The organism is Roseovarius tolerans, from assembly GCF_028885395.1.
GTDB classification, from domain to species: domain Bacteria; phylum Pseudomonadota; class Alphaproteobacteria; order Rhodobacterales; family Rhodobacteraceae; genus Roseovarius; species Roseovarius tolerans.
Window position 1 is genome coordinate 2,875,791 of sequence record NZ_CP118494.1, and the last position, 26,680, is coordinate 2,902,470.

Sequence of the window (26,680 nt, forward strand, 5' to 3'; positions counted from 1 at the left end):
ACCTTCCCTCTCTGCCTTGAGGAAACGCTAGCGCGCGGATGGTTAACGATCTTTTAACGAGTGGTTAACGCGAGAGGAAATACTCAGGGCTTATCGCGCCATCGAGGCCGCGAACCGCTCGAACAGGTAAAAACTGTCCTGCGGGCCGGGGCTCGCCTCGGGGTGATGCTGCACGGAAAACACCGGGCGGTCCTTGATACGGATGCCGCAATTAGAGCCATCGAACAGCGACACATGGGTCTCCATCACGTCTGTGGGCAGGCTCTGACCATCGACCGCAAAACCGTGATTCATCGAGGTGATCTCGACCTTGCCGGTCTCCAGGTCCTTGACCGGGTGGTTGGCACCATGATGGCCGTGGTTCATTTTCACGGTCTTGCCGCCCAATGCCAGCGCCAGCATCTGATGCCCGAGGCAAATCCCGAACAGCGGCAGCCCCTTGTCGAGCACACCCCGGATCATCGGCACCGCATATTCGCCGGTCGCCGCCGGGTCGCCCGGACCATTGGACAGGAACACACCATCGGGCGAATGCGCCAGCACATCCTCGGCGGTGGCCGTCGCGGGCAGCACCGTCACCTCGCAGCCCGCACTTGCCAGACAGCGCAGGATATTGCGCTTGGCCCCGTAATCCACCGCCACGACCTTGTGACGCGCGTCGGTCTGCCGGGCATAGCCCTCAGGCCAGGCCCAGCGCATCTCGTCCCAGCGATAGGACTGCGCGCAGGTCACGTCGCGCGCGAGGTCCATGCCCTCCAGCCCGGCAAAACCGCGTGCCTTCGCAACCAGCGCCTCGGCGTTGAAATTGCCCTCGGGGTCATGCGCCAGCGCCACATGCGGCGCACCCTGCTGCCGGATCGCACGGGTCAGACGGCGGGTATCGACCCCGCCGATGGCGATCCGCCCGCGCCGTGCGAGCCATGCCGCCAGATGCTCCTGCGCGCGCCAGTTCGACGGATCGGTCGGATCCCATTTGACGACCATGCCCGCGGCCACCGGATCGACGGTCTCGTCATCTTCGGTGTTCACGCCGGTATTGCCGATATGCGGGAAGGTGAAGGTCACGATCTGCCCGGCATAGCTGGGATCGGTCATGATCTCCTGATAGCCGGTCATCGCGGTGTTGAAGCAGAGTTCCGCCACCGTCTCGCCCACCGCGCCAAAACCCTGACCATAAAAGAGCGAGCCATCGGCAAGCGCCAGGCAAGCAGTCGGGCGGGGGCGGGTCGCATGGGCCATCTGGACGAGTCTCCGGTGTGAGCAAATTGGCGCATACCTACGGCTGCGCCCCGGTCGGGTCAAGGGCCGGATCACCCGTCCGCGCAGTCCTCTGACGGTTGCCATGGCCGTGGCTTTTCAGTAGCCTTGGCATCTTGTGTAGAGACCATGGGGATGGAACGAATGGAATTGCGCGACCGGGTCAATCAGGCCCTCAAGCAGGCGATGCGGGACAAGGATACCAGCCGTCTGGCCACGCTCCGCCTGATCAACGCCGCGATCAAGGATCAGGAAATCGCCGGGCGCAGCGCCGACGGCGCGACAACCGTGGGCGATCCCGAGATCATGGCCATCCTCGCCAAGATGACCAAGCAGCGCAACGAGAGCGTGCGCGCCTACGAAGAGGGTGGCCGTCTCGACCTTGCCGAGCGCGAGCGTGCGGAAATCGAGGTGATCGAGGAATTCCTGCCGCGCCAGCTTGACGAGAACGAGGTCACCGCCGCCATCGACAAGGCGATCACCGATGTCGGCGCGAACTCGATCCGCGATATGGGCAAGATCATGGGCAAGCTGAAAGAGCGCCATTCCGGGCAGATGGATTTCGGCGCGGTCGGCCCGCAGGTCAAGGCCCGGCTGGCCTGAAGCCAGCTAGCCGATCCGCTCGCCAAGCGCGGCAAGGGCGGTGGACAGAATGGCCTCGGGGTCGTGTCGGCTGACCGGCACGCCCTGCGCCTCCAATGCCTCGGCATGCCCCGCACCGCTCCCGCCGCCGTCGATCAGGGCCACGCTCTGGCCCAGCCAATAGGGCCGTGCCGCGGCCAGTTCCGCACCAATCAGGTAGCCCGAAATCGCACCGGCCCGGCCCGACACCTCGGCACTGCGCAGATGCGCGGCAAGGCGTTCAGGGCGGCTCAGGCTGTCGCCAAGCGCACCCATATCGGCAGGCAGCGTGCCCCCCAGGGCCGCGATCAGGCGCGGGGTCAGGAAACTCTGGCAACTCACCACCTCGCGCGCGCTCAGATGCACCCAATGGCTGAGCTGATCCGTCAGCACGAGCGCCACGCCGTCCCAGTCGGGCTGCGCTTCGACAAAGCCCAGCAGCAGCAGGCGCACCCAGCCATCAAGCACATCGGCAGGGCTGTTCTGGGTGAGGCCGGGCAAGCCGCGCCCCGGGGTGATGGGCAAAAGGGGGGTGGGCAGATTGTCAGGCGCGCCGTCGCCGATGTGAAAGACCCGCTCCGGCACCGCTACCAATGCCGCGAGCGCCGCGTCGCGGTCCGGACCATGGGCACTGTCGACCACCCTGCCGCCGCGTAGCACAAAGGCCCGCGCGCGGTGGCCGTCATGGCCGACAATCGCGCAATCGCTCATGCCCGGCGATCAAGCTGCGCCACGAGGCCGGACATGTCATAGCCTGCATCCGACGTGGCGCGCAGCACCTCGTCGGCCCCCAGATCGTCGTATTTCACAAGGCTCCAGATCATCGTGCAGCGCGTGCCGGTACGGCAATAGGCCAGCACCGGGCGCGGCATCTCGGCAAGGGCTGTCTGAAACTCTTCCACCACGCCTTGCGTCAATTGCCCCGAGGAAAACGGCACGCAGCGCACCTCGAGCCCCGCCGCACGGGCCGCATCGGCCACGGCGTCATAGGGCGTCTGGCCGAACTCTTCGCCATCGGGCCGGTTGCACAGGACCGCGCGAAACCCGGCCTCGGCGATGGCTGGCACGTCCTCGGGCGTGATCTGGGGCGAGACGGAGAAATCTTCGGTGATCTTGCGCAGGTCCATGTGGCCCTCCCTGAAAGCGTTGCCGACATATGCGCGAGAATCGCCCGCAAGATCAATGCCGCGTGCCTTGTCGCGCATGCGCCCCCGCGCTATGCAGACCGAAACGTCGGACAAGAGACCACATAAGGGAGCGGCCAGCCATGAGCGATTTGCCGGGTATCGTGATCACCGGGGCCTCTGGGCGAATGGGGCAGATGCTGATCCGCACGGTCAGCGACAGCCCGCGCGCGCGTCTGATCGGCGCGGTCGAGCGGCCCGGTCACGCGTGGATCGGGCAGGACGTGGGCGCGGCCATGGGCGGCGGCGATCTTGGGGTGACGGTCAGCGACGACCCGTTGGAACTGGTGGCGGGCGCGCATGCGGTGATCGACTTTACCGCACCCGACGCGACGGTCGATATGGCGACCCTGACCGCGCAGGCGCGGGTGGTGCATGTGATCGGGACCACCGGATTTGACGACAGCCACCTGAAAAAGCTCGAGGCCGCCGCGCGTCATGCGGTGATCGTGCGGGCGGGGAACATGTCCGTCGGCGTGAATCTGCTGACGCAGCTGACGAAGAAAGTGGCGCAGGCGCTGGATGAGGACTTCGATATCGAGATCGTCGAGGCGCATCACAATCAGAAGGTCGATGCGCCCTCGGGCACCGCCCTCATGCTGGGCGAGGCGGCAGCCGACGGGCGCGGCGTGCTGCTCGATCACGTCAGCGACCGCGCCCGCGACGGCATCACCGGCAAGCGCGAGCGCGGCCATATCGGGTTTTCCGCCATTCGCGGCGGCGATATCGTGGGCGAGCATGACGTGATCTTCGCCGCCGCGGGCGAGCGCATCGTGCTGCGCCACATCGCCACCGACCGCGCGGTGTTCGCACGCGGCGCGCTCAAGGCTGCGCTCTGGGGACAGGGGCGCAAGCCGGGGCAATATGACATGATCGACGTGCTCGGCCTGAACGACAACTGATCCAGATCCCGCCCTCACACGTATCTCGGTACAAATCACCTAGTGTGAGGGTTTTGATATGCGTGCCGTACTGATTTCCATCTTGTGTCTGGGCCTTGCCGGCCCGGTGGCCGCTGAGGGCTTCAACAACATCACCGACCGCGCGCGGTTTGTATCGCTGATCAAGGATCGCGACCTGACACGTTTTGGTATTTCGCTCAACGTCACCCCCGAGGGCCAGATAAAGGGGCGCGCCTTTGGCCGCGACGTGACCGGGGCATGGAAATGGAATGGCGATTATTTCTGCCGCGACCTTTACTGGGGCAGCACCGATCTCGGGCCGAACTGTCAGGCCGTGCGCCTGCAAGGCAACAAACTGCGGTTCATCTCCGACCAGGGCAGCGGCCGATACGCCGACCTCTACCTGGAATAGCGCGGCCTCAGACCAGACCGCGCCCTTGGGAACATGTACCCAGTTGTGCGCGGTAACGCGTGGCGCGCTCGCCCACTTCGCCCGAAACCCGTAACAGCCACGGTTTGCCATTATAGCTACCGCGCGAAAAGCCGGTGCGCCCTTCGTGATAGGCAAGATACTGATTGCGCGCATCCAGCGGCGAAATTCCGAGGCGTTCGGTCGATTTCGCCATGTACCAGCCGATGAAATCCGCCGCGTCATGAATATCGCTGCGCCGTGCGGCAAAGCGGTTGGTCTCGCGCTTGTACTCGTCCCAGGTGCCGTCGAGCGCCTGACTATAGCCGTAGGCGGAACTGACCCGCCCGGTCGGGATCACGCCGAGCGACCAGCGAAACGGCGTGCGCGCGTCGCTGATGAATTTGCTTTCCTGATAGATCGTCGCCATCTGCACATGCGCGGGCACGCCCCATCGACGCGCCGACGCGTTGAATGCGCGCGCGTATTCGGGTCGCTCCGCGAGGATCGCACAGGCGTTGTCGAGATTGCGCGGGGCCGTACCGTAACCCGTTCCGCCGCCACAGGAGGACAGCAGCAAAAATACGACCAAAGCGCGAAGAGTTCTGCTCATTTGCCTCTCGCTTTCTTCTTTTTTGCCAAGTCTAGCGGAAACGTGGGCCGGGGGGAATCACGAATTCGCGGATCGCGCCGCGGCGGTCTGTCCCGGTGCGGTTCACAGACTGTTTCCCTTATGTTTCAGCCGATGATTGGACAAACCGGCCTTGCACCGTCTAGTATGTGTGATAGGGGCACACTCGTTATGATTAAAACACGCGCGAAATATCACTTGGGCCAGGTGGTCCGTCACAAGAAACACCCGTTTCGCGGTGTGATCTTTGACGTGGACCCCCAGTTCTCGAATACCGAGGAATGGTATGCCTCGATCCCCGAGGACAGCCGCCCCTCGAAGGAACAACCGTTCTATCACCTGCTGGCCGAGAACGAGCAAAGCTATTACGTCGCCTATGTGAGCGAACAGAACCTCGTGGCCGACTACTCGGGCGAGCCGGTAGATCATCCGGACATCCCCGATCTGTTCGGACCGTTCGAGGACGGGCATTACCCGCTGCATTTCCAGTTGAATTAAGGCCGGTGCGGTGGGTTCGCCCCCACCAGACACCGCCCCTGCACCCTCAATACCCGAGCGCGCAACCATCCTTGCGCGGATCGCTGCCACCTTCCAGTACGCCATTGTCGTGAATATAGATCGCCTGCGCGCCGCCGATCGCCTCCGGCGGATCATAGACCGTGTGCCCCAGATCGGTCAGCGCCTGCGCCACCTCCGGCGCGAAACCGCGCTCGACCTTCAGCCCGGTGTGATCGGCAAAGGCGCGCGGCGCGTCGATGGCCGTCTGCACATCCATCCCGAAATCGCGCAGGTTCGACACCATGCGCGCATGGCCCGTCGACTGATACGACCCGCCCATCACGCCAAAGGGCATCGTCACGCGCCCACCTTCGGACAGCATCCCCGGAATGATCGTGTGCATCGGGCGCTTGCCGGCCCCCAGTTCATTGGGGTGCCCCTCTTCCAGCGTAAAACCCGCACCGCGGTTTTGCAGCAGCACGCCAAACTTTTCCGATGCGATGCCCGAGCCGAAGCCATGGAAGATCGAGTAGATCAGCGAAACAGACATGCGGTCCTTGTCCACCACGGTGATATAGACGGTATCGCGGTGCACCTGCTCGCTCAGCGGGGATGCGGCCTCCATCGCACGATTTGGGTCGATCAGCGCGGCCAGCCGCGTTGCGGTCTCCGCTGACAGCATGTGATCCAACCGCGCGGTATGGTCCGGGTCGGCGATAAAGCGGTTGCGCGCGTCATAGGCCAGCTTGGTGGCCTCGGCCTCGATATGCAGGCGCTCGGCTCCCATCGGGTCCATCCCGGCGATGTCGAAATGCTTGAGGATATTGAGCAGCAGGATCGCCGTGGCCCCCTGCCCGTTCGGCGGATGTTCGACCAGATTGGCGCCCTTGTAATCGCCGCTCACCGGCGTGGTGTAGTCGCAGCGTTGCGCGGCGAAATCCTGCGCCTGATGCACACCGCCAAGCGCGTTGAGCGCGGCCAGGATATCCTCGGCCACCTCGCCCTCGTAGAACGCGGCGCGGCCGTCGCGGGCCACGCGGCGCAGCACCTCGGCCTGACCGGGCGCGCGGAACATGTCGCCCACCCGTGGCGCGCTGCCCGTCGGCATGAAATGCGCGCGCCCATGTGCCTGAAGCGCCTGGCCCGCCGTCGGCCAGTCAAAGGCCACGCGCGGTGCCACCGGCACGCCCTCTTCCGCATAGCGGATCGCAGGGTCAAGCAGCGCATCCAGCCCCAGCTTGCCGTGATCGGCACTCAACTGGCAAAACGCGTCGATAGCCCCGGGAACGGTGACGGCATGCGCGCTGCGAAGCGGGATCACATCATGGCCCTCGGCGCGCAAGGCCGCCGCCGAGGCAGCGGCAGGTGCCCGGCCCGAGCCGTTGAGCGCATGCACAGTCTGGTCACCGGGGGTGTTGAACAGCACAAAGCAATCGCCGCCGATGCCGGTCATCTGCGGCTCGCAGATGCCCAACAGCACCGCACCGGCAATCGCGGCGTCCACGGCGTTGCCACCACGTTCGAGGATGTCGATGGCGGTCTTGGCCGCAAGTGGATGAGACGTGGCGCACATCCCGTTCGTGGCATAGGTGGCCGAGCGGCCCGGCAGGTGAAAGTCGCGCATGTCGTTGCCTCATCTTGTGAATGGGGCAGACATTAGGACCTATCGCGCGCTTTGCCAATCGTCCGAACTGAAGAAGGGGAGAGACCTCGACGCCGCGCACTGGGTGGGGGCAATTACGCACGACGTCGAGGGAAGCCATATGCAGCTACAGGACCTGTTGTGACGGGGCCGTGCGGCACCAGTTTGCCCGGATTGCGGTGATAATGCGGCATGTTCCCCCATAGATTGAATCAGGCCGGGTTAAGGTTGAATTCCAGCGTCAGACGGTTCTCGCCGTCGCGGCGTTCATAGCTCAGCCGACTGCTCAGGGTGCGAATCAGCGACCAGCCGAATCCCCCTTCCGGCAGGCTTTCGCGCGGGCCGTCGATGGGTGGCAGGCCGGTATCCGGCGGACCAAGGCCCGGCAACGCCGCCCCCTGATCGCGCAATTCACAGCGCAGACCGGCGGCGGTCAGTGCAAGATCGATCGCGATACCCCCCGGCAGATCCGCCGGGTAGGCATGTTCCACGATGTTGTTCAGCGCCTCGGCAAGGGCGATCTCCACCGTGCCGCAGTTCTCTTCCGACAGGTTCGCAGCCCGCAGCCACGTCCGAATGCCGATCAGCAGCCCGCGCACGGCGGTCTGGGTGGCGATACACTCGACATGGATGGTGTCTGCCATGATCTGGGTCGGTCTCCGGGTCCTGTAGGGCTCGATGTGGCAGAGCGCCATCACCCGGTCGCGCGGGGGATCAGCCGGTCGAGGTTGCGGTGGATGGTAAAGATGGTGTCCATCCGCGTCAGCCGGAACACCTTGGCCACATCCGGCGTCAGCCCAGCAAGATCAAGCCTGCGCCCCGCCTCAAGATGCTTCATCGCCGCGACAATCGCCCCGAGCCCGCTCGAATCGACAAAGGTGACATGCGACAGGTCAAGCACGACACGCGCAGGCCCATCCGCCACGGCAGCGCGCATCGCATCCTTGAAGGCGATGGCGGCGGCGGCGTCGATACGCCCGGCGTTGACCGTGATGATTGTCATGTCAGGATAAGGGGTGGTCGCGAGATCCATACTGCCTCCGGGATGATACGTAGTAATACAGGGCACGCTAGACCTGATTCGTTACCATCCGGTATTCAGGCGCAGAATTTCAGTGGGAGGATGCGAAATGAAAGAGGTTGTGATCGCCGGGGCGGCGCGCACCCCGATGGGCGGATTTCAGGGCGATTTCGACGGCGTCGCGGCCCCGGTTCTGGGCGGTGCGGCGATTGCGGCGGCGCTCAATGATGCGCGCACGGCAACGGTCGATGAGGTGCTGATGGGCTGTGTGTTGTCCGCAGGACAGGGCCAGGCCCCGGCGCGCCAGGCCGGGTTTCTGGGCGGCCTCGGCGAAGAGGTGCCCGCCACCACGCTCAACAAGATGTGCGGCTCGGGCATGAAGTCCGCGATGATGGGCTTCGACCAGATCGCACTTGGCCAGGTGCAGACGATGATCGCGGGCGGCATGGAATCGATGTCCTGCGCCCCTTACCTGCTGCCCAAGATGCGCGGCGGTGCGCGGCTGGGGCATGGACAGGTCGTCGATCACATGTTCCTCGACGGGCTGGAGGATGCCTATGACACCGGCCGCCTGATGGGCACATTCGCCGAGGATTGCGCCGAGAAATTCCAGTTTACCCGCGAGGCACAGGACGCCTATGCCATCGCCTCGTTGCAGGGCGCGCTCGACGCGCAGACATCCGGGGCCTTCGAGGGCGAGATCGCGCCGGTCACGCTGAAAACCCGCAAGGGCGAGGTGGTGATCACCGCCGACGAGCAGCCCGCCAAGGCGCGCCCCGAGAAGATCCCGCAACTCAAACCCGCCTTTCGCGAGGGCGGCACGGTGACGGCGGCCAACTCATCCTCGATCAGCGACGGGGCGGCTGCACTGGTGCTGGCCTCGCGCGAGGCGGCAGAGACGCAGGGGCTCAACATCCGCGCCCGCATCCTCGGCCATGCCAGCCACGCGCAGGCGCCGGGCTGGTTCACCACCGCCCCCGTACCTGCCGCGCAAAAGCTGCTCAAGCGGCTGGGCTGGGGGATCGAGGATGTCGATCTCTGGGAGGTGAACGAGGCCTTCGCCGTGGTGCCCATGGCCTTCATGCACGAGATGGGTCTGCCGCGCGACCGGGTGAACGTGAATGGCGGGGCCTGCGCATTGGGCCATCCCATCGGGGCCTCGGGCGCGCGGATCATGGTCACGCTGCTAAATGCGCTGGAAAAGCGCGGGCTCACGCGCGGCATCGCCGCCATCTGCATCGGCGGCGGTGAAGGCACTGCGATCGCCATCGAGCGGGTCTGAGAGGGCCTAGCCGTCCAGATCGCGCCGCATCGTGGCCATGCCGCCGCGGCGCGAGAGTTCCTCGTACCCCGCCTTGCGGTAAAGGTTGAGGGCAGGCTCATTGTCGAGTTCGACCTTGAGCGTGATCGACAGCGCGCCGAGATCGCGCGCGGCGTCTTCGGCCAGCCGCGCCAGTTCCTCACCGGTGCCGCCGCGCATGTGTTCCTCGACGAAGACATATGTCAGGTGCCGCACCTCCGGCCCTACGCCCACGCGCAGCGCGAAAAAGCCCACCTCGCGCCCTGCGTCGTCGAGCAGGTAGAAGGTCTCGTCGTCCCGTTCCCCCACCCATTTCATCGCCCATTCGCCGGGATCAAAGGGCTGTGCAGCATGCGGATTGACCAGCGCCAGATCGTCGGGATCGGCAAGAAGGCGGGCGAGCGGGGCGAGGTCGCGGGCGTGGTTGCGATGCAGGGTGAGCCGGGACATGGCCTCTCCTTGATATGGGATTCGGGTGTCGGGACAAGGGCTTGCCACGAGAGGCCGGTGGGATGCAACCGGTGGCCGCCGTTGCGAAGCTTTGGAGGTGAAGGGCCTGTTGCCGCCGTTGACCGCTACACTCATGCGCGGAATCAAGGCCGAAGGCCGCCGCGCATCGCCGGGCCGCCCCCCGGCACGGCGATTTGGCTGCAACCTGCTCTGCGCTCGCATGTGTTTCGGGTTTGGCTGATATAAAGTGCTAGGAAACTATTGTTGTATCGCCGCACCGCAGCCCGTCGATGCGCGGCTAACTCCAACGGCGGCTCCAGGCCCACACTCCCAATCCTCTCCCGCGGACCCGACGCCCCGCAAGTCTAACGCATCCCCCCCGCGAGGGGACTGGCCCCCGCCTGCGTGCCGTGGCATATCGCGACCATGACCATTGACTACGACAGCATCACCAAGACCATCGCCGCCCTCACCGAAGGCGAGACCGACACCGTGGCGCTGATGGCGACCGTGGTCTGCGAATTGCACCACGCCGATGACCGCTTCGACTGGACCGGGTTCTACCGCGTCACCGCGCCCGAGATGCTCAAGATCGGCCCCTACCAGGGCGGGCATGGCTGCCTGACCATTCCGTTTTCGCGCGGGGTCTGCGGGGCGGCGGCGCGCACCGGCGAGGTGCAGCGTGTCGATGACGTCGACGCCTTTCCCGGCCACATCGCCTGCGCCTCCTCGACCCGGTCAGAGATCGTGCTGCCGGTGCGCAACGGGACAGGCGACCTGATCGCGGTGCTCGATATCGACAGCGACCGGCCCAGCGCCTTCACGCAACAGGACGCGGACCATCTGGCCCGCATCCTGTCACAAGTCTTCGGCAGCGTGTAAAAAACCCAGACCGGACTGCCTCAGCCGTTGGCGGCGACGTTCCGGTTGGCAGGCTTCGGCGCGGCTTTGCGCGCGCCTTTCTTGCGCCCGGCATTCGCGTCGATGAAATCGAGCACCAGCGGGCGGATGTTGTTACGCCAGGAGCGACCGGCGAAGATACCGTAATGGCCCGCCTCAGGCTCAAGGTAGCTGGCCTTCATGCTGTCGGGCAGCCCGGTGCACAGATCAAGCGCGGCGACGCATTGCCCGGGCGCGGAAATGTCGTCCTTGCCGCCTTCGACGGTCTTGACCGCGACATCGGTGATCTTGCCCAGATCGACCGGGTGACCATCGACGACAAAGCGGTTCTGCGCGATTTCCAGCCCCTTGAAGATCCGCTCCACCGTCGAGAGGTAGAATTCGGCGGGCATGTCCATCACGGCGAGATATTCGTCGTAGAACCGGTTATGCGCATCGTGATCGCTGGCATCGCCTTGGCTCACACGCAGGATCTGATCGGTAAAGGCCTTGGCGTGCCGTTCTGCGTTCATCGACACGAAAGAGGCCAGTTGCAGCAGGCCGGGATAGACCTGACGGCCCACACCCTTGTGGCTGAAGCCGACACGCTGAATCATGGTTTCTTCCAGCTGGCCCATGGTCACGCGACGGCCGAAATCGGTCACGTCGGTGGGGGTCGCGTCGGGGTCGATGGGGCCGCCGATGAGCGTGAGCGTGCGCGGCTGCGCCTCGGGGTCGAGTTCGGCGAGATAGGCGGTCGCGGCCAGCGTCAGCGGCGCGGGCTGACAGACGGCGATCACGTTGATATCGGGGCCGAGCGCCTTCATGAAATCGACAAGATAGAGGGTGTAATCCTCGATATCGAACTTGCCCTCGGACACGGGAATGTCGCGCGCGTTATGCCAATCGGTGACATAGACCTCGCAATTGACCATCAGCGACTTCACCGTCGAGCGCAGCAGCGTCGCGTAATGGCCCGACATCGGTGCCACGAGCAGCACCTTGCGCGCCTGCTCTTCGCGGCCAGCGACGTTGAAATGGATCAGGTCACCGAATGCACGCGAGACGACGGTCTCGATGTTCACCAGGTGATCGCGCCCGTCCTCGTGGGTAAAGGTGCGGATACCCCAGTCGGGCTTGGCGGTCATCCGTTGAAAGCTGCGTTCCGTTACTTCGCCCCAGGCGGCCATCCATTGCAACGCAGGGTTTGGCACCATGCTGAACATCGGATAGGATGCCATGGAGAGGGCGGAGGCTCCCAGCCATTGGTTGGCATTGCGGAGGGATTCCATCAGATCGTAGGTGGCCATGTAGCGCATATTCGTCTCCTGTTTCGGGTGGGCACCCGGTTCCATTCGTCGCACTGCCCCTCCGGCCTTGACGACGATATGCTGCATAGCAGAAAATGTTAAGGGGAAATGATTGAAATGACAACGCATGACGATGTCGCAGGCGAGAACGTTGAAAAGCTGAATGAAAATCTCGCTAAGGTCGAGCAGTTGTCACAGCGACTCATCCAGGCACTCGCGGCGCGCAAGCCCGCAAATCCGACATTGAACGCCCCCTCGCAAGAGCTGTTTTCCAAGGCGGCATCCTCTTACTGGACCGAAATGTTCGAAAACCCCGGCAAGATCTACGAGCAGCAACTGGAATACTGGGGCAAGTCGGTGCGCCACTTCATGGAGGCGCAGCAGATGCTGGTGCGCGGCGAGGTGGCCGAGACTGAGGACGGGCCCGATCCGCTGGCGGGTGACAAGCGCTTTGCCAACCCGCTCTGGAACTCGCATCCCTATTTCAAATACATCAAGCGCCAATATGCCCTCAACGCGCAGGCGATCGAGCAGGCGCTGGAGGATATCGACGAGGATCTCCCCGCCAAGGACCGCCGCAGGCTGGACTACTTCGCGCATCAGATCATCGACATGATGTCGCCAACGAATTTCCTCGGCACCAACCCCGACGCGCTGGAACGCGCGATCGAGACCGAGGGCGAAAGCCTCGTGAAGGGGATGGAGAACCTGATCGCCGACCTTGAGGCCAATAATGGCGAGTTGGTCGTGCGGCTCGCCGATGACAAGGCATTCGAGCTGGGCACCAACATCGCCACCACGCCCGGCGAGGTGGTCTATCGCAACCGCATGATGGAGCTCATTCAATACAGCCCCACCACCGAACAGGTGCACGCCATCCCGCTGGTGATCTTTCCGCCCTGGATCAACAAGTTCTACATTCTCGACCTCAAGGCGCAGAACAGCATGATCAAATGGATCACCGATCAGGGCTATACCCTCTTCGTGGTCAGCTGGGTCAATGCCGATGCCAGCCATGCCGATGTCGGCATGGAGGACTATATCGACGAGGGCTTTCTGACGGCGATACGAGAGGCCAAGGCGATCACCGGCCAAAAGCAGGTCAACGCCGTGGGCTACTGTATCGCAGGCACCACGCTGCACCTGACGCTTTCGCTGATGGCCAAGCGCGGCGACAAGTCGGTCAAGTCGGCCACCTTCTTCACCGCCCTCACCGATTTTGCCGAACAGGGCGAATTCACCCCCTTCCTGCAGGACGATTTCATCGACGGAATCGAGGAGGAAGTGGCCGCGCAAGGCATGCTGCGCTCTTTCATCATGGGACGCACCATGTCCTTCCTGCGCTCGCGCGATCTGATCTATCAGCCCGCCGTGCGCAGCTACATGATGGGCGAGGCACCACCCGCCTTCGACCTGCTCTACTGGAACGGCGACGGCGCCAACCTTCCCGGGCGCATGACCGTGCAATACCTGCGCGGGCTCTGTCAGAGCAACGATTTCGTGACCGGCGGATTCGATCTCTGCGGCGAGCGGCTGCATATCGGCGACGTCAAGATTCCGCTGATGTCGGTCACCTGCGAAAGCGACCACATCGCCGCCTGGAAAGACTGCTATCGCGGTTTTCAGCAGACCGGCTCCAAGGATCGCACCTTCATCGTGTCCGAATCCGGCCATATCGCCGGCATCGTCAATCCGCCCTCGAAAAAGAAATACGGCCACTACGCCAATGAGGATCTGAGCGGGTCCGCAGAGGAGTGGATGGCCAACGCCACCTATCACGAAGGCTCGTGGTGGCCCCGCTGGGAAGCATGGCTCGCCAAGCGCTCCGGCAAGATGGTCGCGGCCCGAGAGCCGGGCGATTCGGAGCACCCCGCCCTTGCCCCGGCCCCCGGCACCTATGTGCGCAAGAAGGCAACCACCTGATTTTCATGGGTTCTTGACCTTGGGTTACTCAAAAATGCTGCAATGCAGAAAAACATCTTGAAATGCTGCACTGCAGCACGTATATTCCTCTCAGTTGCACAACACAGCGGATCACCCCGCTTAACCCGAGAGGACTTTACCAATGGCTAAGACCCAAGATTACACCGCGATGTTCAAAGACGTCATGGGCGCATTCCCCGTCGACACCAAAGCGATGGAAGACGCGTTCAAGAACCAGGCAACGCTCAGCGAGAAGCTGTCCGGCGTCGCCCTGACCGCAGCCGAGCAGTCGGCTGAAATCTCGAACAAATGGACCAAGGAAACCCTGGCCAAGATGTCCGAGATGGCGAAAGCCAAGGCAGAGCCCGCAGACTACGCCAAGTCGATGACCGATTTCGCATCGGCCAACGCCGAAGTGGCCGCCGAGAACATGGCCGCCTTCGCCGAAATCGCGAAGAAGGTTCAGATGGAAACCGTCGAACTGATGATGGCTGCCGGCAAGACCATGCAGGAAGACGCGACGAAGGTTGTCAAGAAAGCAACCGACGACGTGACTGCCGCGACGCAGAAAGCGACCGCCGCAACCAAGTGATAGCAGAATACATGCCCCGTCCCCTCCCTAGGGGCATGGACTGCGAAGGGCGAGCCGAAAGGCTCGCCCTTTCTTTTTTCTGCACATGCGTCTACTCTGTGCTGCAGCCGCATTCCTCGGGAGGGACATCCTTTGGCCGACACCCAAAAACCGTTACTTATCAAACGCTACGCCAGCCGCAGGCTCTATAACACCGAGACCTCCGATTACGTCACCCTGGAGGATATCGCCGAATTCATCCGCGACGGGCGCGAGGTTCAGATCATCGACCTGAAATCCGGCGACGACCTGACCCGGCAATACCTGCTCCAGATCGTCGCCGAACACGAAAGTCGTGGCGAAAGCGTCTTGCCGATCAACGTGCTCAACGACCTCGTGCGCAGCTACACGACGCAGGCCACCAGCGTGGTGCCGGAATTCCTCGCCGCCAGCTTCGAGATGCTGCGCGACGGGCAATCCAAGATGCTGGAGAACATGACCAAGGCCAATCCGCTCGCGGCGATGCCCGGCATGGAGGCGATGCGCGCTCAGCAAGAGGCGTTCATGAAGGCGATGACCGGCGGCATGCCCGGCATGGGCAGCACGACGCCGCAATCCGACGGCGATGCGCCGCGGGACGACGAAGATCTCGACGACATCAAGAAACAGCTTGCGGAGTTGCAGAGCAAGCTGTCGAAGATGGGCAAGTAACGTCCCATGGTCGAAAGCCCGGGCCGGATCACCCTCTGGGGCATAGAGGTGTTCATGGCCGCCGCCGACGAACGCTCGATTTCCGCCGCCGCCCGGCGTCTCGGGGCCAGCCCTTCGGCGGTCAGCCAGCAACTCACCAACCTCGAAGGCGCGGTCGGGGCCACCCTGCTGCAACGCAACGCGCGCCCCATCCGCCTGACCCCTGCGGGCGAGATCATGCACCGCCGCGCGCAGGTCATCCTCAACGAGGCCGCACAGGCGCGCGCCGAACTCGCGATGTCGCATCTCTCGACGCTGACCCGCTTTCGCCTCGGCATGATCGAGGATCTCGAGGCGGATGTGACCCCGCAACTGCTGACCCACATGGCCGGAGAACTGAAAGGTTGCCAGTTCCTGCTGGAAACCGGGGCGAGCCATCATCTCTACGATCAGCTTGACGCCCGCTCACTCGATATCATCGTCGCTGCCGAACTGGGCGGTGCCGCCGACTGGACCGAGGTACACCCGGTGCTGCGCGAAGGCTTTGCCGTGGTCGCCCCGCGCGGCGTGATCAAGCCCGACCGCGACGTGCTGCGCCAACTCAAGCGCCTGCCGCTCATCCAGTACACGCAGCGCCATTACATGGGGCGGCTGATCTCATCGCATCTCGCGCGGGAAAATCTCAGCCTGCCGCACCGGTTCGAACTGGACAGCTATCACTCCATCCTCGCGCTGGTCGGACAGGGTACCGGCTGGTCGATCCTTACGCCGCTGGCCCTGATGCGCGCGCGCCGCTTCGCCGATCAGATCGACGTGCTGGAACTGCCGCTGGCGCCGCTCACCCGCACCATCAGCGTGACCGCGCGCAAGGGTATCTTGCAGGACATGCCCGAAACGCTGGCCGCCAAGCTAAAGCCGATCCTGCAGGAAACGATCGTCGATCCGGCAATCCGGCAGCACCCGTTCCTGGCCAAGGGCATCACCCTATTCTGAGCCGCGCCGCGCGGCAAAGAACGCCTTGAGCAGCGCCTCGGCCTCGCGCGCGCCGATCCCGTCGTAAACCTCCGGCACGTGGTGGCATTGCGGATGCGCGAACACCCGCGCGCCCTGCGCGACCCCGCCCGATTTCGGGTCGTCCGCCGCGTAATAGAGCCGCGCGATCCGCGCCGCCGCAATGGCGCTCGCGCACATCGCACAAGGCTCCAGCGTAACGTAGAGATCGTGACCCACCAGCCGCTCCGAGCCGAGCGCAGCACAGGCGGCGCGAATCGCGAGGATCTCGGCATGCGCCGTGGGATCGTTCAACTCGCGCGTGCGATTGCCCGCACGCGCCACGATCTCGCCCGAAGGGGCCACCAACACCGCGCCCACCGGCACCTCGCCCCGGGCACCCGCGGCACGGGCCTCATCCAGCGCCCGGTCCATATGTGTCGTATCTCTCATGCCGCCTTACGGCTCCAACCTGCCAAGGGAGAATTCCGCCAATGGCGCGGACCGCGTGACCTTGCGCACCAGATCGGCATTGAACTGGGCCTGAAGCGCAACATTCAGCTTGGCCGATTTCCCGAGCAGGCGACGCAGGTCGGCGGCCTCCCATTCCAGCACCCGCGCCCCCGGCTCCACCGAAACCGACGCACTCGCCGGGGCACCTGTGAGAAAAGCCAACTCGCCCACGAACATGGTCGTCTCAACCCGGGCCTCCCGGCCGCCCTTGCCGATCCGCAGCGCCCCCTCATGCACATACCACAGCCGGTCCACCGCCGTGCCCGCACGGGTCAGGCTCAGCGGCTCCACGGCCTCGACCTCGCGCGCCGCCTTCAGCAACCTGCGGAACTGTCCCGGCGTCAGCATCGGAAACTGGCGAAACAGCGCCTCGGTTTCCTTCGACATGTAAAAGGTCGTGCGCTCCAGCACCACGATCAGGATCACCGCGATGTTCACCGTGGCGAGGATCGAATTCGCAAGCATGGCATCCCAAAGTGGAACCGAGGCGACATTGTAGTAATAAATCAGGTACAGCGCGCTCGCCGCCAGCATGAAGAGCCGCAGCAGCAATTCATCCCGCGCCAGAAACCCCATGACGCCAAAGGCCAGCGCCCCATAGATCAGCCCGCTGATCCAAAGCTCACTTTGCCATTCCATCCTCTGCCCCCTCGCCGCGCGCGCGCACCATAGCCGCGCGCCGACGCCGCTGATAGGGTCTTTTTCACCACCGCAGTTTGCTCTATGGCCTGTCCTCATGAACACGTCCCCCACCCCTCCCCCGGGCGACCGCATCGCCAAGGTCATCGCCCGCGCAGGCCGCGCCAGCCGCCGCGAGGCCGAGCGCCTGATCGAGGCGGGCCGGGTCACCGTCAACGGGCAAAAGATCACCTCGCCCGCGCTCAACGTGACATCTGCGGACAAGATCGTGGTCGATGGCCGCGCCCTTGCAGCCCCCGAACCCGCGCGCCTCTGGCTCTATCACAAGCCCGTGGGCCGCGTGACCACCACCCGCGATGAGCAGGGCCGCCCGACGATCTACGACGATCTGCCCGAGGACATGCCGCGCGTGATGAGCATCGGGCGGCTCGATCTCAATTCCGAGGGGCTATTGCTGCTGACCAATGACGGCGAGTTGAAGCGCAAGCTGGAGCTGCCCTCGACCGGCTGGCTGCGCCGCTACCGCACCCGCGTCAACGGGCGGCCGACCGAGGCCACCTTCGATCCGCTGCGCAAGGGGCTGGTGGTCGAGGGCGAGAAATTTCAGCCGATGACGGTCACGCTCGACCGCCAACAGGGGGCCAATGCCTGGGTCTCGGTGTCGATCCGCGAGGGCAAGAACCGCGAGGTGCGCCGCGCGATGGAGGCGGTGGGCCTCGTCGTCAACCGCCTGATCCGGCTGTCCTACGGGCCGTTCCAGCTGGGCCAGCTCAAGCCCGGCGCGGTCGAGGAGATCCGCCCCCGCGTGCTGCGCGACCAGTTGGGGATGCCGGACGAGCCCGAGCCCGACACGAAGAAGTCGCCCACAAAACCGCAGCGCAAACCGCAGCGCCGCCGCCGCTGAGCCTTTCATCTTTCCAGAAATACTCCGGGGGAGTCGCGCCGCAGGCGCGACGGGGGCAGCGCCCCCCTCCGCGCTCAGATACTGATCGCCGTCATCACCTCGGGCTCGATCACATCGACGCCGGGCAACGCCTTGACCAGCGCCTCCGCCGATTGCTCCAGGATCGGAAAGGTCTTGTAGTGGCAGGGGATCACCGTCTTGAAGTCAAAGAACGTTTTCGCCGCATAGCCTGCGCGCGCCATATCCATCGTGAAATGCCCGCCCGCGCACAAGATCCCGATATCGGGCGCATGCAGGTCGTGGAACACGCCCATATCTGCCATCACGTCGGTATCGCCCGAGACATAGATCACATGCCCCTCGCCCGCGATCATGAAACCGCATTCCGTGCCCGGCACATGCGGCCCGGCATCGGTGCCAAAGCTGGTCGAATGGGTGGCATGCACCATCGTCACCTTCACGCCCTCCAGATCGACTGTGCCGCCCTTGTTGAAGCCCACCGTCTCGACCTGCTCGGCCTGTTCCCAATGCGCCATCAGGTCAAACTGGCCGACCACCGGGATACCAAGGGATTTGGCCAGCGGCAGCACGTCGTTGACATGATCGAAATGCGCATGGGTCAGCAGGATATGCGTGGCCCCCTTGGTGGCCTCCTCGTGACTGTCCTCGGGCAGCATCGGGTTGCCATTCAGCCACGGGTCGAGCAGCAACACCTGTCCGCCGATCTCGATCCGGAAAGAGCTGTGTCCGAGCCAGATGATTTTCATGTGTCGTCTCCCTGTGTTGCGATTTGACGCGACTGTAGCAAGGCTTCGGCCAGAATAAAGGGGGTGCCGGGCCCGCACCCGTCTTGCACCCATATCGCGCGGGCGCTAAACGCGAGGGCAACCGGACAAGAGGAGTGGCTCATGTCGATCGATCTGGAAACTGCGGCCAAGGTGGCCAAGCTCGCGCGCATCCGCGTGGACGAAGACGCGCTGCCTGCGCTGGCAGAGGAATTCAACACCATCCTCGGCTTTATCGAGCAATTGGGCGAGGTGGATGTCGAGGGCATCGAGCCGATGACCTCCGTCACCCCGCAGCGCCTGAAGCGCCGCGAGGACGTGGTGACCGAGGGTGACCAGCAAGACAAGATCCTCGCCAATGCGCCCGACGCGCGCGAGGGATTCTTTGCCGTGCCGAAGGTGGTTGAATGATGACCGATCTCAACAAACTGACCATTTCCGATGCCCGCGACGCGCTGCGCAAGGGCGATGTGACCAGCGTGGAATTGACCGAGGCGTGTCTGACGGCGGTGCAGGGCGCAGGCGCGCTCAATGCCTTTGTCCATGACACGCCCGATCTGGCCCGCGCGCAGGCGCAGGCAGCGGATGCGCGGATCGCGCAGGGCGATGCGCCCGCGATGTGCGGCATTCCACTGGGGATCAAGGATCTCTTCTGCACGCGCGGCGTGCCCTCCCAGGCCGCGAGCCGCATTCTGGAAGGCTTCACGCCGGAATACGAATCAACCGTCACGCAGAACCTTTTCGACGCCGGTGCCGTCATGCTGGGCAAGCTCAACATGGATGAGTTCGCCATGGGCTCGTCGAACGAGACCTCCTGCTACGGCAACGTCGTCAACCCGTGGCGGCGCGGCAATGACGAGGCACAGCTCACCCCCGGCGGCTCCTCCGGTGGCTCGGCCAGCGCCGTGGCGGCAGATCTCTGCCTTGCCGCGACCGGCACCGATACCGGCGGCTCGATCCGCCAGCCTGCGGCCTTCACCGGCATCACCGGCATCAAGCCCACCTACGGGCGCTGCTCGCGATGGGGGATCGTGGCCTTTGCCTCCTCGCTCGATCAGGCGGGGCCGATGACCAAGACGGTGCGCGACAGCGCGATCATGCTGGGCGCGATGTGCGGCCATGACCCCAAGGACAGCACCTCGGCGGATATCCCCGTGCCGGATTTCGAGGCGATGCTGAACGGCGACATCAAGGGCAAGGTGATCGGTATTCCGAAAGAATACCGCATGGACGGCATGCCCGACGAGATCGAGAAACTCTGGGCCGATGGCACCGCGATGCTCAAGGACGCAGGCGCCGAGATCCGCGACATTTCCCTACCGCACACCAAATACGCCCTGCCCGCCTATTATGTGATCGCCCCCGCCGAGGCATCGTCGAACCTCGCGCGCTATGACGGCGTGCGCTATGGCCACCGGGCAAAACTGGCGCAGGGCGACGGCATCACCGAGATGTACGAGAAAACCCGCGCCGAAGGCTTCGGCCACGAGGTGCAACGCCGCGTTATGGTCGGCACCTACGTGCTCTCGGCCGGGTTCTACGACGCCTATTACAACCGCGCCCGCAAGGTCCGCACCCTGATCAAGCGCGACTTTGAAGAGGTCTTCGCCGCCGGTATCGACGCCATCCTCACCCCCGCCACACCAAGCGCGGCCTTCGGTCTGGGCGAGATGACCGATGCCGATCCGGTGCAGATGTATCTCAACGACGTCTTCACCGTGACCGTCAACCTGGCCGGTCTGCCGGGCATCGCGGTGCCTGCCGGGATCGACCGCCAAGGCCTGCCGCTCGGGCTGCAACTGATTGGCCGGCCATGGGAAGAGGGCGATCTGCTTAACACCGCCTATGCGCTGGAGCAGGCGGCGGGCTTTGTGGCCAAGCCCGCCAAATGGTGGTAAACGCCCCGACAAAAGGGCACATGGCAGGATAAAAATGATGCGGATCGCAGTTGCAGTGGTGACGATGTTGGCGCTCGGGGCCTGTGCCCCAGCGATCCCCGATAGCGGCGCGGGCGTCGGCTTTGAGGACTACAGCGACTATCAGCGCGAGAAAGCGGCGCGCGAGGCGGCGCTTGCGGGCAATACCCTGCCCGCGCCCGATGCCGTCTCGTCCGAGCCGCTCGACGCCACCGGGCAGGCGACCGGGGGCAGCGAGGCAGAGCGTCTCGCGGCGGAAACCGAAGCCGCGCTCGCCGCGTCCAATTCCGGCGAGGCGCCGCTACAGGCCAGCCCGTCGAACCCGCCCCCGGTGCTCAATTCCGCAGGTATCTCGCAGGAGAACGATTTCGACGCCGTCGGCTCGGAGCGCTCCATCGAGGAGGATGCCGCCCGCATCGCCCGCAACCGCGAGCAATATCAGGTCATTCAGCCCGAAGCGATCGGCGCCCGCCCCGGCGATGTCGGCCCCAATATCGTGGCTTACGCGCTGGCCAACCGCCACCCGGTGGGCACCCGGCTCTATAGTCGCGGCGGCTTCAACGCCGAAAGCAAGTTCCGCCGCAACTGCGCGCAATACCCGTCCTCCGATCAGGCACAGATCGACTTTCTGCGCCGGGGCGGGCCGGAGCGTGACCGCCTCGGGCTTGATCCCGATGGCGACGGCTATGCCTGCGGCTGGGATCCGAGCCCGTTCCAGACCGCGGTCGGCGGCTGATGCGCGGCTGCGCCGACGCGCAGCTTGCGGTGATCCCCCACCCCTCACCCAATGTCGGGCCGCGCCGGAATGGCGCAACGCCCGACATGATCGTTCTGCATTATACCGCGATGGTGACGCCCGAGGCGGCGCTGCAACGGCTCTGTGACGCGCAGGCCGAGGTCTCCGCACACTACCTGATCTGCGAGCGGGGCCGCGTCTGGCGCATGGTCGAGGAAGAGATGCGCGCCTGGCATGCCGGGGCCGGGCAATGGGGCAATGTCAGCGACGTCAATTCCCGCTCCATCGGCATCGAACTGGCCAATACCGGCGCGCATCCCTTTCCCGCCCCACAGATGGCGGCGCTGGAACGGCTCATGGCGGATATCATGCAGCGCTGGCAAATCGCGCCCGCGCGCGTCATTGCCCATTCCGACATGGCCCCCGCCCGCAAATCCGATCCGGGGCCGCGCTTTGACTGGCGCGGGCTGGCGCGGTCGGGGCTCTCGGTCTGGCCCGAGACGCCCTTGCCGGGCGGCGTCTCGGCGGCGGAGTTCCTGCACAACGCCGAGCGCTTCGGCTACGCCCTGCGCGAGGACGTGACAGCCGACGACATCCTGCGCGCCGTCCGCCTGCGCTTTCGTCCCCAGGCCACCGGGCCGCTTGACCCCGAGGATTGCGCGATGATCGCCGATCTCGCGCGTCGCTTCCCCGTTGACCGGGACGGCGCGACCGCCTAAGTCGAACCTCGCGCGGAGGGCCGGATGGCCGCGGCACCCCGCAAGGGGCGTCGAGGAAAGTCCGGACTCCACAAGACAACGGTGCCGGGTAACGCCCGGCCGGGGAAACCCGAGGGAAAGCGCCACAGAAAAGAGACCGCCCGACCATTGTGGCCGGGTAAGGGTGAAACGGTGGGGTAAGAGCCCACCGCGGGACGGGCAACCGGACCGGCACGGCAAGCCCCACCGGGAGCAATGCCAAATAGGGACCGCACGCGGGGACCGGTCGGGCAACCGAAACCGCCCGCAGGCACGTCTTGGCCCGGCGGTCCGGGTTGGCAGCTTGAGGCGCGCGGGCAACCACGCGTCCAGATGAATGGTCATCCAAGGGGGCAACCCCTGGACAGAATCCGGCTTACAGGCCCTCCGCGCACCCTTTTCATTTTCCATCCAAGGGCTACAAACGGGTCATGCCGTATGAATGGAGCACCCCGCCGCGCGGGGCAGACGCAGATATCAGCCTTTCGCTCTGGCCGCACCGGTCGCTGCCGCGCCGGGGCTTTGCCGCGTTCGTGCTGGGAACCTTCACGCTGATCACCATCCCGCTTTATCCGCTTCTGGGAACGGTGGTGCTGTGGGGGTTGTTGCCCTTCATACTGGCGGCCGTAGGTGGTATCTGGTGGGCGCTGGAGCACAGCTATCGCAGCGCGCGCGTGACCGAGGAACTGGTCATTTCACCGGACGAGGTGCACCTCACCCGCACCAATCCGCGCGGCGACGTGCAGGAATGGGACTGCAACCGCTACTGGGCGCGGGTGCAGATGCACCCCAAGGGCGGCCCGGTCGAGCATTACATCACCCTCAAGGGCAGCGACCGCGAGGTCGAAATCGGCGCCTTCCTGTCCGAGGACGAGCGCAAGGCGCTTTATGGCGAGTTGAGCGATGCGCTACGCCCGCCATCACCGATGGCGGGATAGGCGCGCCGCGCTATCGTTCAGAACGCAGGCCGCAGCACATGGCCCGCATAGATCTGCGCCAGCTTTTCGACCGCCGCTTCGGGCGGCAACTCCTCGCTCTCGCCCGTCCGACGGCTGGTCAGTTCCACCACCCCGTTCTTGAGGCCGCGCGGCCCCACCGTGATCCGCCACGGCAGACCGATCAGGTCCATCGTCGCGAACTTGCCGCCCGCCCGCTCATCACGGTCGTCGTAAAGCGGCTCCAGCCCAAGCGCCGTGAGCGACGCGTAAAGCGCCTCGCAGGCGGCATCCGCCTCACTGTCGCCCTGCTTGAGATTGACGATCCCGGCATGGAACGGCGTGACGCCCTCGGGCCAGATGATGCCCTTCTCATCATGGCTCGCCTCGATGATCGCGCCGACGAGGCGGCTGACACCGATACCGTGGCTGCCCATATGCACCGGCACGGGCTTGCCGTCCGGGCCCTGCACGGTGGCGCCCATCGGCTCGGAATACTTGGTGCCGAAGTAAAAGATCTGCCCCACCTCGATGCCCCGGCTGGAGCGGCGACGATCCTCGGGAATGGCGTTGAATGTCGCCTTGTCATGGGTCTCGTCGGTGCGGGCATAGGGCGTCGTCCACTCGGTGACGATGGCCTCGCACTCTGCGCGGCTGTCATAATCGACCACCCGCTCGCCCAACTTCAGATCGGTGATCACACTGTCATAGAACACCTCTGACTCGCCGGTTTCGGCCAGCACCAGGAATTCATGCGTGTCGTCGCCACCGATCGGGCCGCTATCGGCACGCATCGGAATGGCCTGAAGGCCCATCCGCTCATAGGTGCGCAGGTAGCTGACCATGTGACGGTTATAGGCGTGCAGCGCGTCCTCTTTCGTCAGGTCGAAATTATAGCCGTCCTTCATGAAGAACTCGCGCCCGCGCATCACGCCAAACCGCGGCCGCACCTCGTCGCGGAATTTCCACTGGATGTGGTAGAGGGTCAGCGGCAGGTCCTTGTAGCTGCCCACATGGGCGCGGAAAATGTCGGTGATCAGTTCCTCGTTGGTGGGGCCGTAGAGCATGTCGCGCCCGTGCCGGTCGGTGATGCGCAGCATCTCGGCACCGTAATCGTCATAACGTCCGCTCTCGCGCCACAGATCCGCCGATTGCAGCGTCGGCATCAGCATAGGCACATGGCCCGCGCGCACCTGCTCCTCATGGACGATGTTTTCCAGCTTGCGCAACACCTTGAAGCCCAAGGGCAGCCAGGAATAGATCCCGGCAGTCGCCTGCTTGATCATCCCCGCCCGCAGCATCAGGCGGTGACTGGCGATCTGCGCCTCCGAGGGCGTTTCCTTGAGGACGGGCAGAAAATATCGGCTGAGACGCATGTTAGGAATTCCTCGGTCAAACGATGTCAAGGCGCGGTCTAAGGCATTAATCCGGAACGGGCAACCGACCGGTTTGTGGCGCGAATTCGGCGGCCATCGGCGCGCGATGAGTGACGAAAAGGAAACCCGGCCTCGCCTCAGTCACGAGTATTGCTTTAATGCGGGCGTGGTCATATCCGCGTCAGTCTCCCTGTGATGCTTCTGAAAGCCTCCGCAATCCTCTTTTCCCTAGGGTGGCCTCAAGCCCTTCGGGCCCTGCCTTGACAGATGCTGACATCCCGAGCAGGGCGGCAAGGGCCTGCGATGCTTCATCAACCCCATGTCGTGCGCGGTCGCCTTGAAACATGCCTTCGGTTACATTTTGCATCCAGCTCTCAGGAACATTTTCGACGCCGTGTTCCTTGGTCATTTCTAGGTAAGCCTCCATAATCCAAGAAGCGCGAGTCATGTCGTGCCCAAAGCGTTGTATCTCGATGGCCTCTCTCAGGTCTTGTGTGTAGAAATGTCGAAGCCACTGCACGGCCGCCGCAAATGAACCGAGTGCCAGAATTGAGAGGCCAACGGGCTTCAAGATCACAGTCCATATCTGGAACGACGTTGCGCCCTCTGGCAGTGCATCAGGCGTCATGGTCTGGAACGCGAAAACTGCCGCGACCAAGCCGCCTATGATGAGGGTAAAGAAAATCATCCACCGCATAGCGATTATGGATCTCGATGCCGAAGGAGCCTTGGTTCGATCTGTAAGGTCACGCAACAGGTCATTGAATATTTGACGACGTGCATCCTTGTAGCTTTTTATAAGCAGTTCTGCCTCTCGATCAGCCAGTTCCTTTTCGCGCTCATCAAGCATTTCGGTCTTGGCCTCAATCTCACCCTTTGCACTCTCAAGAAGGCGCTTACGTTCTCCCTCGTTTTCTTTGCGAAGGCGCTCTCGTTCTTGCTCGTTGTGATCTTGTTCCTTGGCACGTTGGTCCGCCAAAGTTTGAAGAGCCGTCTCAAGTCCTTGAGTGAAGCTGCGGAACGACGTATCGATATTGGACACGAAGTTAGTCAGTTGACCTATCTCCGCTCTCGGATCCATGGCTGCGGGAGCAAGAGCATCCGTCAAAACCTCATGTGCGCCAAGAAGAGCGGCACGCCCTCTTCCGTTGCGCCACGATGCTTCGGCAGCACCAGTTGACTCCTGAGGAATGTCGAAGAAATCCAATTCACCTTCATCACCCCTACGGATTGAGAACGGCTTTCTCGATTCCTGTCTTTTCTCATCGTGTGTTTGTAGCGTAAGAGTTGCCCGTACTATCGTATACTTGCCGGACTCCGGCTCACGTTCCTCAAAGGACAAGGCTCCTACCAATGGAGGCCCGGCGAAGGAAAGCGTGGCAGAGACTTCATTTCCTTTCAGACCATCTGCGCGCGCCGCTTGCTCTGCGCGCTCCTTTCCCCGAATTAGGAGATCGTAAAGCGCACGATCATCTAATCTGCGTATTCTGTATGTGTTCGCCGCCATAGAATTCCTCACAATCTGAGAATATGTTCGCGCGCTTCTTGCTTTAGCTCAAGGGCTTTACCAGAAAGGCAGCGATCATACACGCTTCTCGACCTAAGTTGCAGCCGTCCGGGACATTTAGCCAAAGGCCGAGTGTCGGGTCGATACCTAGGGCTACAGCGTCCACCCTCCCCTAGGGACTGACCGCCCCCCAATGCGCATCATCCCCGCCAAGGCGGGTTTCTCCTTGATCCAAGAGATCCTCGGGTCGGGGCCCGAGGATGACGGAGGATGGGATTGCACGCGCAGGCGGGTGGGGAGAGTGGAGAGCACTTGAAACCTACCGGACAAACGGCGATGTAAGTGCGGGAATAT

General features: G+C 63.9%; 30 protein-coding genes and 1 other RNA gene. 17 read left to right on the forward strand and 14 right to left on the reverse strand.

Annotation, left to right across the window (positions count from 1 at the left end; genetic code table 11):
• Nucleotides 1-90: 90 nt before the first annotated feature.
• Nucleotides 91-1,239: a glutamine-hydrolyzing carbamoyl-phosphate synthase small subunit gene (carA, locus tag PVU19_RS14195; protein ID WP_050662893.1), complete on the reverse strand. Its 1,149-nt coding sequence runs from the start codon at nucleotides 1,237-1,239 to the stop codon at nucleotides 91-93.
• 162 nt (nucleotides 1,240-1,401) lie between these two features.
• Between carA and PVU19_RS14200 the strand changes: the two genes are divergently transcribed.
• Nucleotides 1,402-1,860 carry a GatB/YqeY domain-containing protein gene (locus PVU19_RS14200; protein ID WP_050662894.1) on the forward strand — a complete coding sequence of 153 codons (459 nt, stop codon included), beginning with the start codon at nucleotides 1,402-1,404 and terminating at the stop codon, nucleotides 1,858-1,860.
• 6 nt (nucleotides 1,861-1,866) lie between these two features.
• On the opposite strand, the gene PVU19_RS14205 is transcribed toward PVU19_RS14200, so the two are convergent.
• Both PVU19_RS14205 and PVU19_RS14210 read right to left on the reverse strand, forming a co-directional pair.
• Nucleotides 1,867-2,589 (reverse strand): 2-dehydro-3-deoxygalactonokinase, encoded by a 723-nt coding sequence (locus PVU19_RS14205; RefSeq protein ID WP_050662895.1) that lies wholly within the window; start codon nucleotides 2,587-2,589, stop codon nucleotides 1,867-1,869.
• Entirely contained in the window at nucleotides 2,586-3,005 is a 420-nt protein-coding gene (locus tag PVU19_RS14210) for a protein tyrosine phosphatase family protein (protein WP_050662924.1), read from the reverse strand. Before PVU19_RS14210 ends, PVU19_RS14205 begins: the two co-directional genes overlap by 4 nt.
• Before the next feature lie 140 nt (nucleotides 3,006-3,145).
• Between PVU19_RS14210 and dapB the strand changes: the two genes are divergently transcribed.
• Together dapB and PVU19_RS14220 are read left to right on the forward strand one after the other, a co-directional pair.
• Nucleotides 3,146-3,964, forward strand: coding sequence for a 4-hydroxy-tetrahydrodipicolinate reductase (gene dapB, locus PVU19_RS14215; RefSeq protein WP_050662896.1), 819 nt, complete (start codon nucleotides 3,146-3,148; stop codon nucleotides 3,962-3,964).
• 58 nt (nucleotides 3,965-4,022) lie between these two features.
• Nucleotides 4,023-4,376 (forward strand): hypothetical protein, encoded by a 354-nt coding sequence (locus PVU19_RS14220; protein ID WP_050662897.1) that lies wholly within the window; start codon nucleotides 4,023-4,025, stop codon nucleotides 4,374-4,376.
• A 7-nt stretch (nucleotides 4,377-4,383) separates the two neighbouring features.
• Here the strand turns inward: PVU19_RS14220 and PVU19_RS14225 are convergent, their stop codons facing one another.
• Nucleotides 4,384-4,986, reverse strand: coding sequence for a transglycosylase SLT domain-containing protein (locus tag PVU19_RS14225; RefSeq protein WP_050662898.1), 603 nt, complete (start codon nucleotides 4,984-4,986; stop codon nucleotides 4,384-4,386).
• A 189-nt stretch (nucleotides 4,987-5,175) separates the two neighbouring features.
• Between PVU19_RS14225 and hspQ the strand changes: the two genes are divergently transcribed.
• Nucleotides 5,176-5,502 (forward strand): heat shock protein HspQ, encoded by a 327-nt coding sequence (gene hspQ, locus PVU19_RS14230; protein WP_050662899.1) that lies wholly within the window; start codon nucleotides 5,176-5,178, stop codon nucleotides 5,500-5,502.
• 46 nt (nucleotides 5,503-5,548) lie between these two features.
• Here hspQ and PVU19_RS14235 read toward each other — a convergent pair whose 3' ends face one another.
• The 3 genes from PVU19_RS14235 to PVU19_RS14245 form a co-directional block, all read right to left on the reverse strand.
• On the reverse strand, nucleotides 5,549-7,126 hold the full coding sequence (locus PVU19_RS14235; RefSeq protein ID WP_050662900.1) for a gamma-glutamyltransferase family protein: 1,578 nt from the start codon (nucleotides 7,124-7,126) through the stop codon (nucleotides 5,549-5,551).
• Nucleotides 7,127-7,356: 230 nt separating this feature from the next.
• Nucleotides 7,357-7,788: an ATP-binding protein gene (locus PVU19_RS14240; protein WP_235575818.1), complete on the reverse strand. Its 432-nt coding sequence runs from the start codon at nucleotides 7,786-7,788 to the stop codon at nucleotides 7,357-7,359.
• Between the two features lie 50 nt (nucleotides 7,789-7,838).
• Nucleotides 7,839-8,177: an STAS domain-containing protein gene (locus PVU19_RS14245; protein ID WP_050662901.1), complete on the reverse strand. Its 339-nt coding sequence runs from the start codon at nucleotides 8,175-8,177 to the stop codon at nucleotides 7,839-7,841.
• A 97-nt stretch (nucleotides 8,178-8,274) separates the two neighbouring features.
• Here PVU19_RS14245 and PVU19_RS14250 point away from each other — a divergent pair, with 97 nt between their 5' ends.
• Complete coding sequence (locus PVU19_RS14250; protein ID WP_050662902.1) at nucleotides 8,275-9,447, forward strand: thiolase family protein; 1,173 nt, start codon at nucleotides 8,275-8,277, stop codon at nucleotides 9,445-9,447.
• A gap of 6 nt (nucleotides 9,448-9,453) precedes the next feature.
• Here PVU19_RS14250 and PVU19_RS14255 read toward each other — a convergent pair whose 3' ends face one another.
• The gene (locus PVU19_RS14255) at nucleotides 9,454-9,915 is read right to left on the reverse strand and encodes a GNAT family N-acetyltransferase (RefSeq protein ID WP_050662903.1); all 462 of its coding nucleotides are present in this window, start codon (nucleotides 9,913-9,915) and stop codon (nucleotides 9,454-9,456) included.
• Nucleotides 9,916-10,341: 426 nt separating this feature from the next.
• Here PVU19_RS14255 and PVU19_RS14260 point away from each other — a divergent pair, with 426 nt between their 5' ends.
• Nucleotides 10,342-10,797, forward strand: coding sequence for a GAF domain-containing protein (locus tag PVU19_RS14260; RefSeq protein ID WP_050662926.1), 456 nt, complete (start codon nucleotides 10,342-10,344; stop codon nucleotides 10,795-10,797).
• Between the two features lie 20 nt (nucleotides 10,798-10,817).
• Here the strand turns inward: PVU19_RS14260 and phaZ are convergent, their stop codons facing one another.
• Nucleotides 10,818-12,113 (reverse strand): polyhydroxyalkanoate depolymerase, encoded by a 1,296-nt coding sequence (phaZ, locus tag PVU19_RS14265; RefSeq protein ID WP_050662927.1) that lies wholly within the window; start codon nucleotides 12,111-12,113, stop codon nucleotides 10,818-10,820.
• Nucleotides 12,114-12,221: 108 nt separating this feature from the next.
• On the opposite strand from phaZ, the gene PVU19_RS14270 reads away from it, so the two are divergent.
• The 4 genes from PVU19_RS14270 to PVU19_RS14285 all read left to right on the forward strand — a co-directional run bounded on the left by PVU19_RS14270 (nucleotide 12,222) and on the right by PVU19_RS14285 (nucleotide 16,281).
• Nucleotides 12,222-14,027: a PHA/PHB synthase family protein gene (locus tag PVU19_RS14270; protein ID WP_050662928.1), complete on the forward strand. Its 1,806-nt coding sequence runs from the start codon at nucleotides 12,222-12,224 to the stop codon at nucleotides 14,025-14,027.
• A 142-nt stretch (nucleotides 14,028-14,169) separates the two neighbouring features.
• Nucleotides 14,170-14,619 carry a hypothetical protein gene (locus tag PVU19_RS14275; RefSeq protein WP_050662904.1) on the forward strand — a complete coding sequence of 150 codons (450 nt, stop codon included), beginning with the start codon at nucleotides 14,170-14,172 and terminating at the stop codon, nucleotides 14,617-14,619.
• Between the two features lie 132 nt (nucleotides 14,620-14,751).
• The gene (gene phaR / locus PVU19_RS14280) at nucleotides 14,752-15,309 is read left to right on the forward strand and encodes a polyhydroxyalkanoate synthesis repressor PhaR (RefSeq protein ID WP_050662905.1); all 558 of its coding nucleotides are present in this window, start codon (nucleotides 14,752-14,754) and stop codon (nucleotides 15,307-15,309) included.
• A gap of 6 nt (nucleotides 15,310-15,315) precedes the next feature.
• The gene (locus tag PVU19_RS14285; protein ID WP_050662906.1) at nucleotides 15,316-16,281 is read left to right on the forward strand and encodes a LysR family transcriptional regulator; all 966 of its coding nucleotides are present in this window, start codon (nucleotides 15,316-15,318) and stop codon (nucleotides 16,279-16,281) included.
• Here PVU19_RS14285 and PVU19_RS14290 read toward each other — a convergent pair.
• A complete protein-coding gene (locus PVU19_RS14290) occupies nucleotides 16,273-16,731 on the reverse strand; it encodes a nucleoside deaminase (protein WP_050662907.1) in 459 nt (152 codons plus the stop codon). The genes PVU19_RS14285 and PVU19_RS14290 overlap by 9 nt on opposite strands.
• 6 nt (nucleotides 16,732-16,737) lie before the next feature.
• The gene (locus PVU19_RS14295; RefSeq protein WP_050662908.1) at nucleotides 16,738-17,430 is read right to left on the reverse strand and encodes a cyclic nucleotide-binding domain-containing protein; all 693 of its coding nucleotides are present in this window, start codon (nucleotides 17,428-17,430) and stop codon (nucleotides 16,738-16,740) included.
• A 97-nt stretch (nucleotides 17,431-17,527) separates the two neighbouring features.
• On the opposite strand from PVU19_RS14295, the gene PVU19_RS14300 reads away from it, so the two are divergent.
• Nucleotides 17,528-18,334: a pseudouridine synthase gene (locus PVU19_RS14300; protein ID WP_050662909.1), complete on the forward strand. Its 807-nt coding sequence runs from the start codon at nucleotides 17,528-17,530 to the stop codon at nucleotides 18,332-18,334.
• A gap of 74 nt (nucleotides 18,335-18,408) precedes the next feature.
• Here the strand turns inward: PVU19_RS14300 and PVU19_RS14305 are convergent, their stop codons facing one another.
• Nucleotides 18,409-19,101, reverse strand: coding sequence for a metal-dependent hydrolase (locus PVU19_RS14305; RefSeq protein WP_050662910.1), 693 nt, complete (start codon nucleotides 19,099-19,101; stop codon nucleotides 18,409-18,411).
• Between the two features lie 141 nt (nucleotides 19,102-19,242).
• Between PVU19_RS14305 and gatC the strand changes: the two genes are divergently transcribed.
• From gatC to PVU19_RS14335, 6 genes are all read left to right on the forward strand, one after another.
• Nucleotides 19,243-19,530: an Asp-tRNA(Asn)/Glu-tRNA(Gln) amidotransferase subunit GatC gene (gatC, locus tag PVU19_RS14310; RefSeq protein WP_050662911.1), complete on the forward strand. Its 288-nt coding sequence runs from the start codon at nucleotides 19,243-19,245 to the stop codon at nucleotides 19,528-19,530.
• Nucleotides 19,530-21,017: an Asp-tRNA(Asn)/Glu-tRNA(Gln) amidotransferase subunit GatA gene (gene gatA / locus PVU19_RS14315; RefSeq protein ID WP_050662929.1), complete on the forward strand. Its 1,488-nt coding sequence runs from the start codon at nucleotides 19,530-19,532 to the stop codon at nucleotides 21,015-21,017. Before gatC ends, gatA begins: the two co-directional genes overlap by 1 nt.
• A gap of 37 nt (nucleotides 21,018-21,054) precedes the next feature.
• Nucleotides 21,055-21,771, forward strand: a complete 717-nt coding sequence (locus PVU19_RS14320) for a hypothetical protein (protein WP_050662930.1) — start codon at nucleotides 21,055-21,057, stop codon at nucleotides 21,769-21,771.
• Nucleotides 21,771-22,490, forward strand: coding sequence for an N-acetylmuramoyl-L-alanine amidase (locus tag PVU19_RS14325; RefSeq protein ID WP_235575820.1), 720 nt, complete (start codon nucleotides 21,771-21,773; stop codon nucleotides 22,488-22,490). The genes PVU19_RS14320 and PVU19_RS14325 overlap by 1 nt, the downstream gene beginning before the upstream one ends.
• 12 nt (nucleotides 22,491-22,502) lie before the next feature.
• Nucleotides 22,503-22,903: RNase P RNA component class A (gene rnpB, locus PVU19_RS14330), an RNA gene on the forward strand.
• A 36-nt stretch (nucleotides 22,904-22,939) separates the two neighbouring features.
• On the forward strand, nucleotides 22,940-23,446 hold the full coding sequence (locus PVU19_RS14335) for a DUF2244 domain-containing protein (RefSeq protein WP_050662912.1): 507 nt from the start codon (nucleotides 22,940-22,942) through the stop codon (nucleotides 23,444-23,446).
• A 17-nt stretch (nucleotides 23,447-23,463) separates the two neighbouring features.
• On the opposite strand, the gene proS is transcribed toward PVU19_RS14335, so the two are convergent.
• Nucleotides 23,464-24,819, reverse strand: coding sequence for a proline--tRNA ligase (gene proS / locus PVU19_RS14340; RefSeq protein ID WP_050662913.1), 1,356 nt, complete (start codon nucleotides 24,817-24,819; stop codon nucleotides 23,464-23,466).
• A gap of 181 nt (nucleotides 24,820-25,000) precedes the next feature.
• Nucleotides 25,001-26,326 carry a hypothetical protein gene (locus tag PVU19_RS14345; RefSeq protein WP_152911641.1) on the reverse strand — a complete coding sequence of 442 codons (1,326 nt, stop codon included), beginning with the start codon at nucleotides 26,324-26,326 and terminating at the stop codon, nucleotides 25,001-25,003.
• Nucleotides 26,327-26,680: the final 354 nt, after the last annotated feature.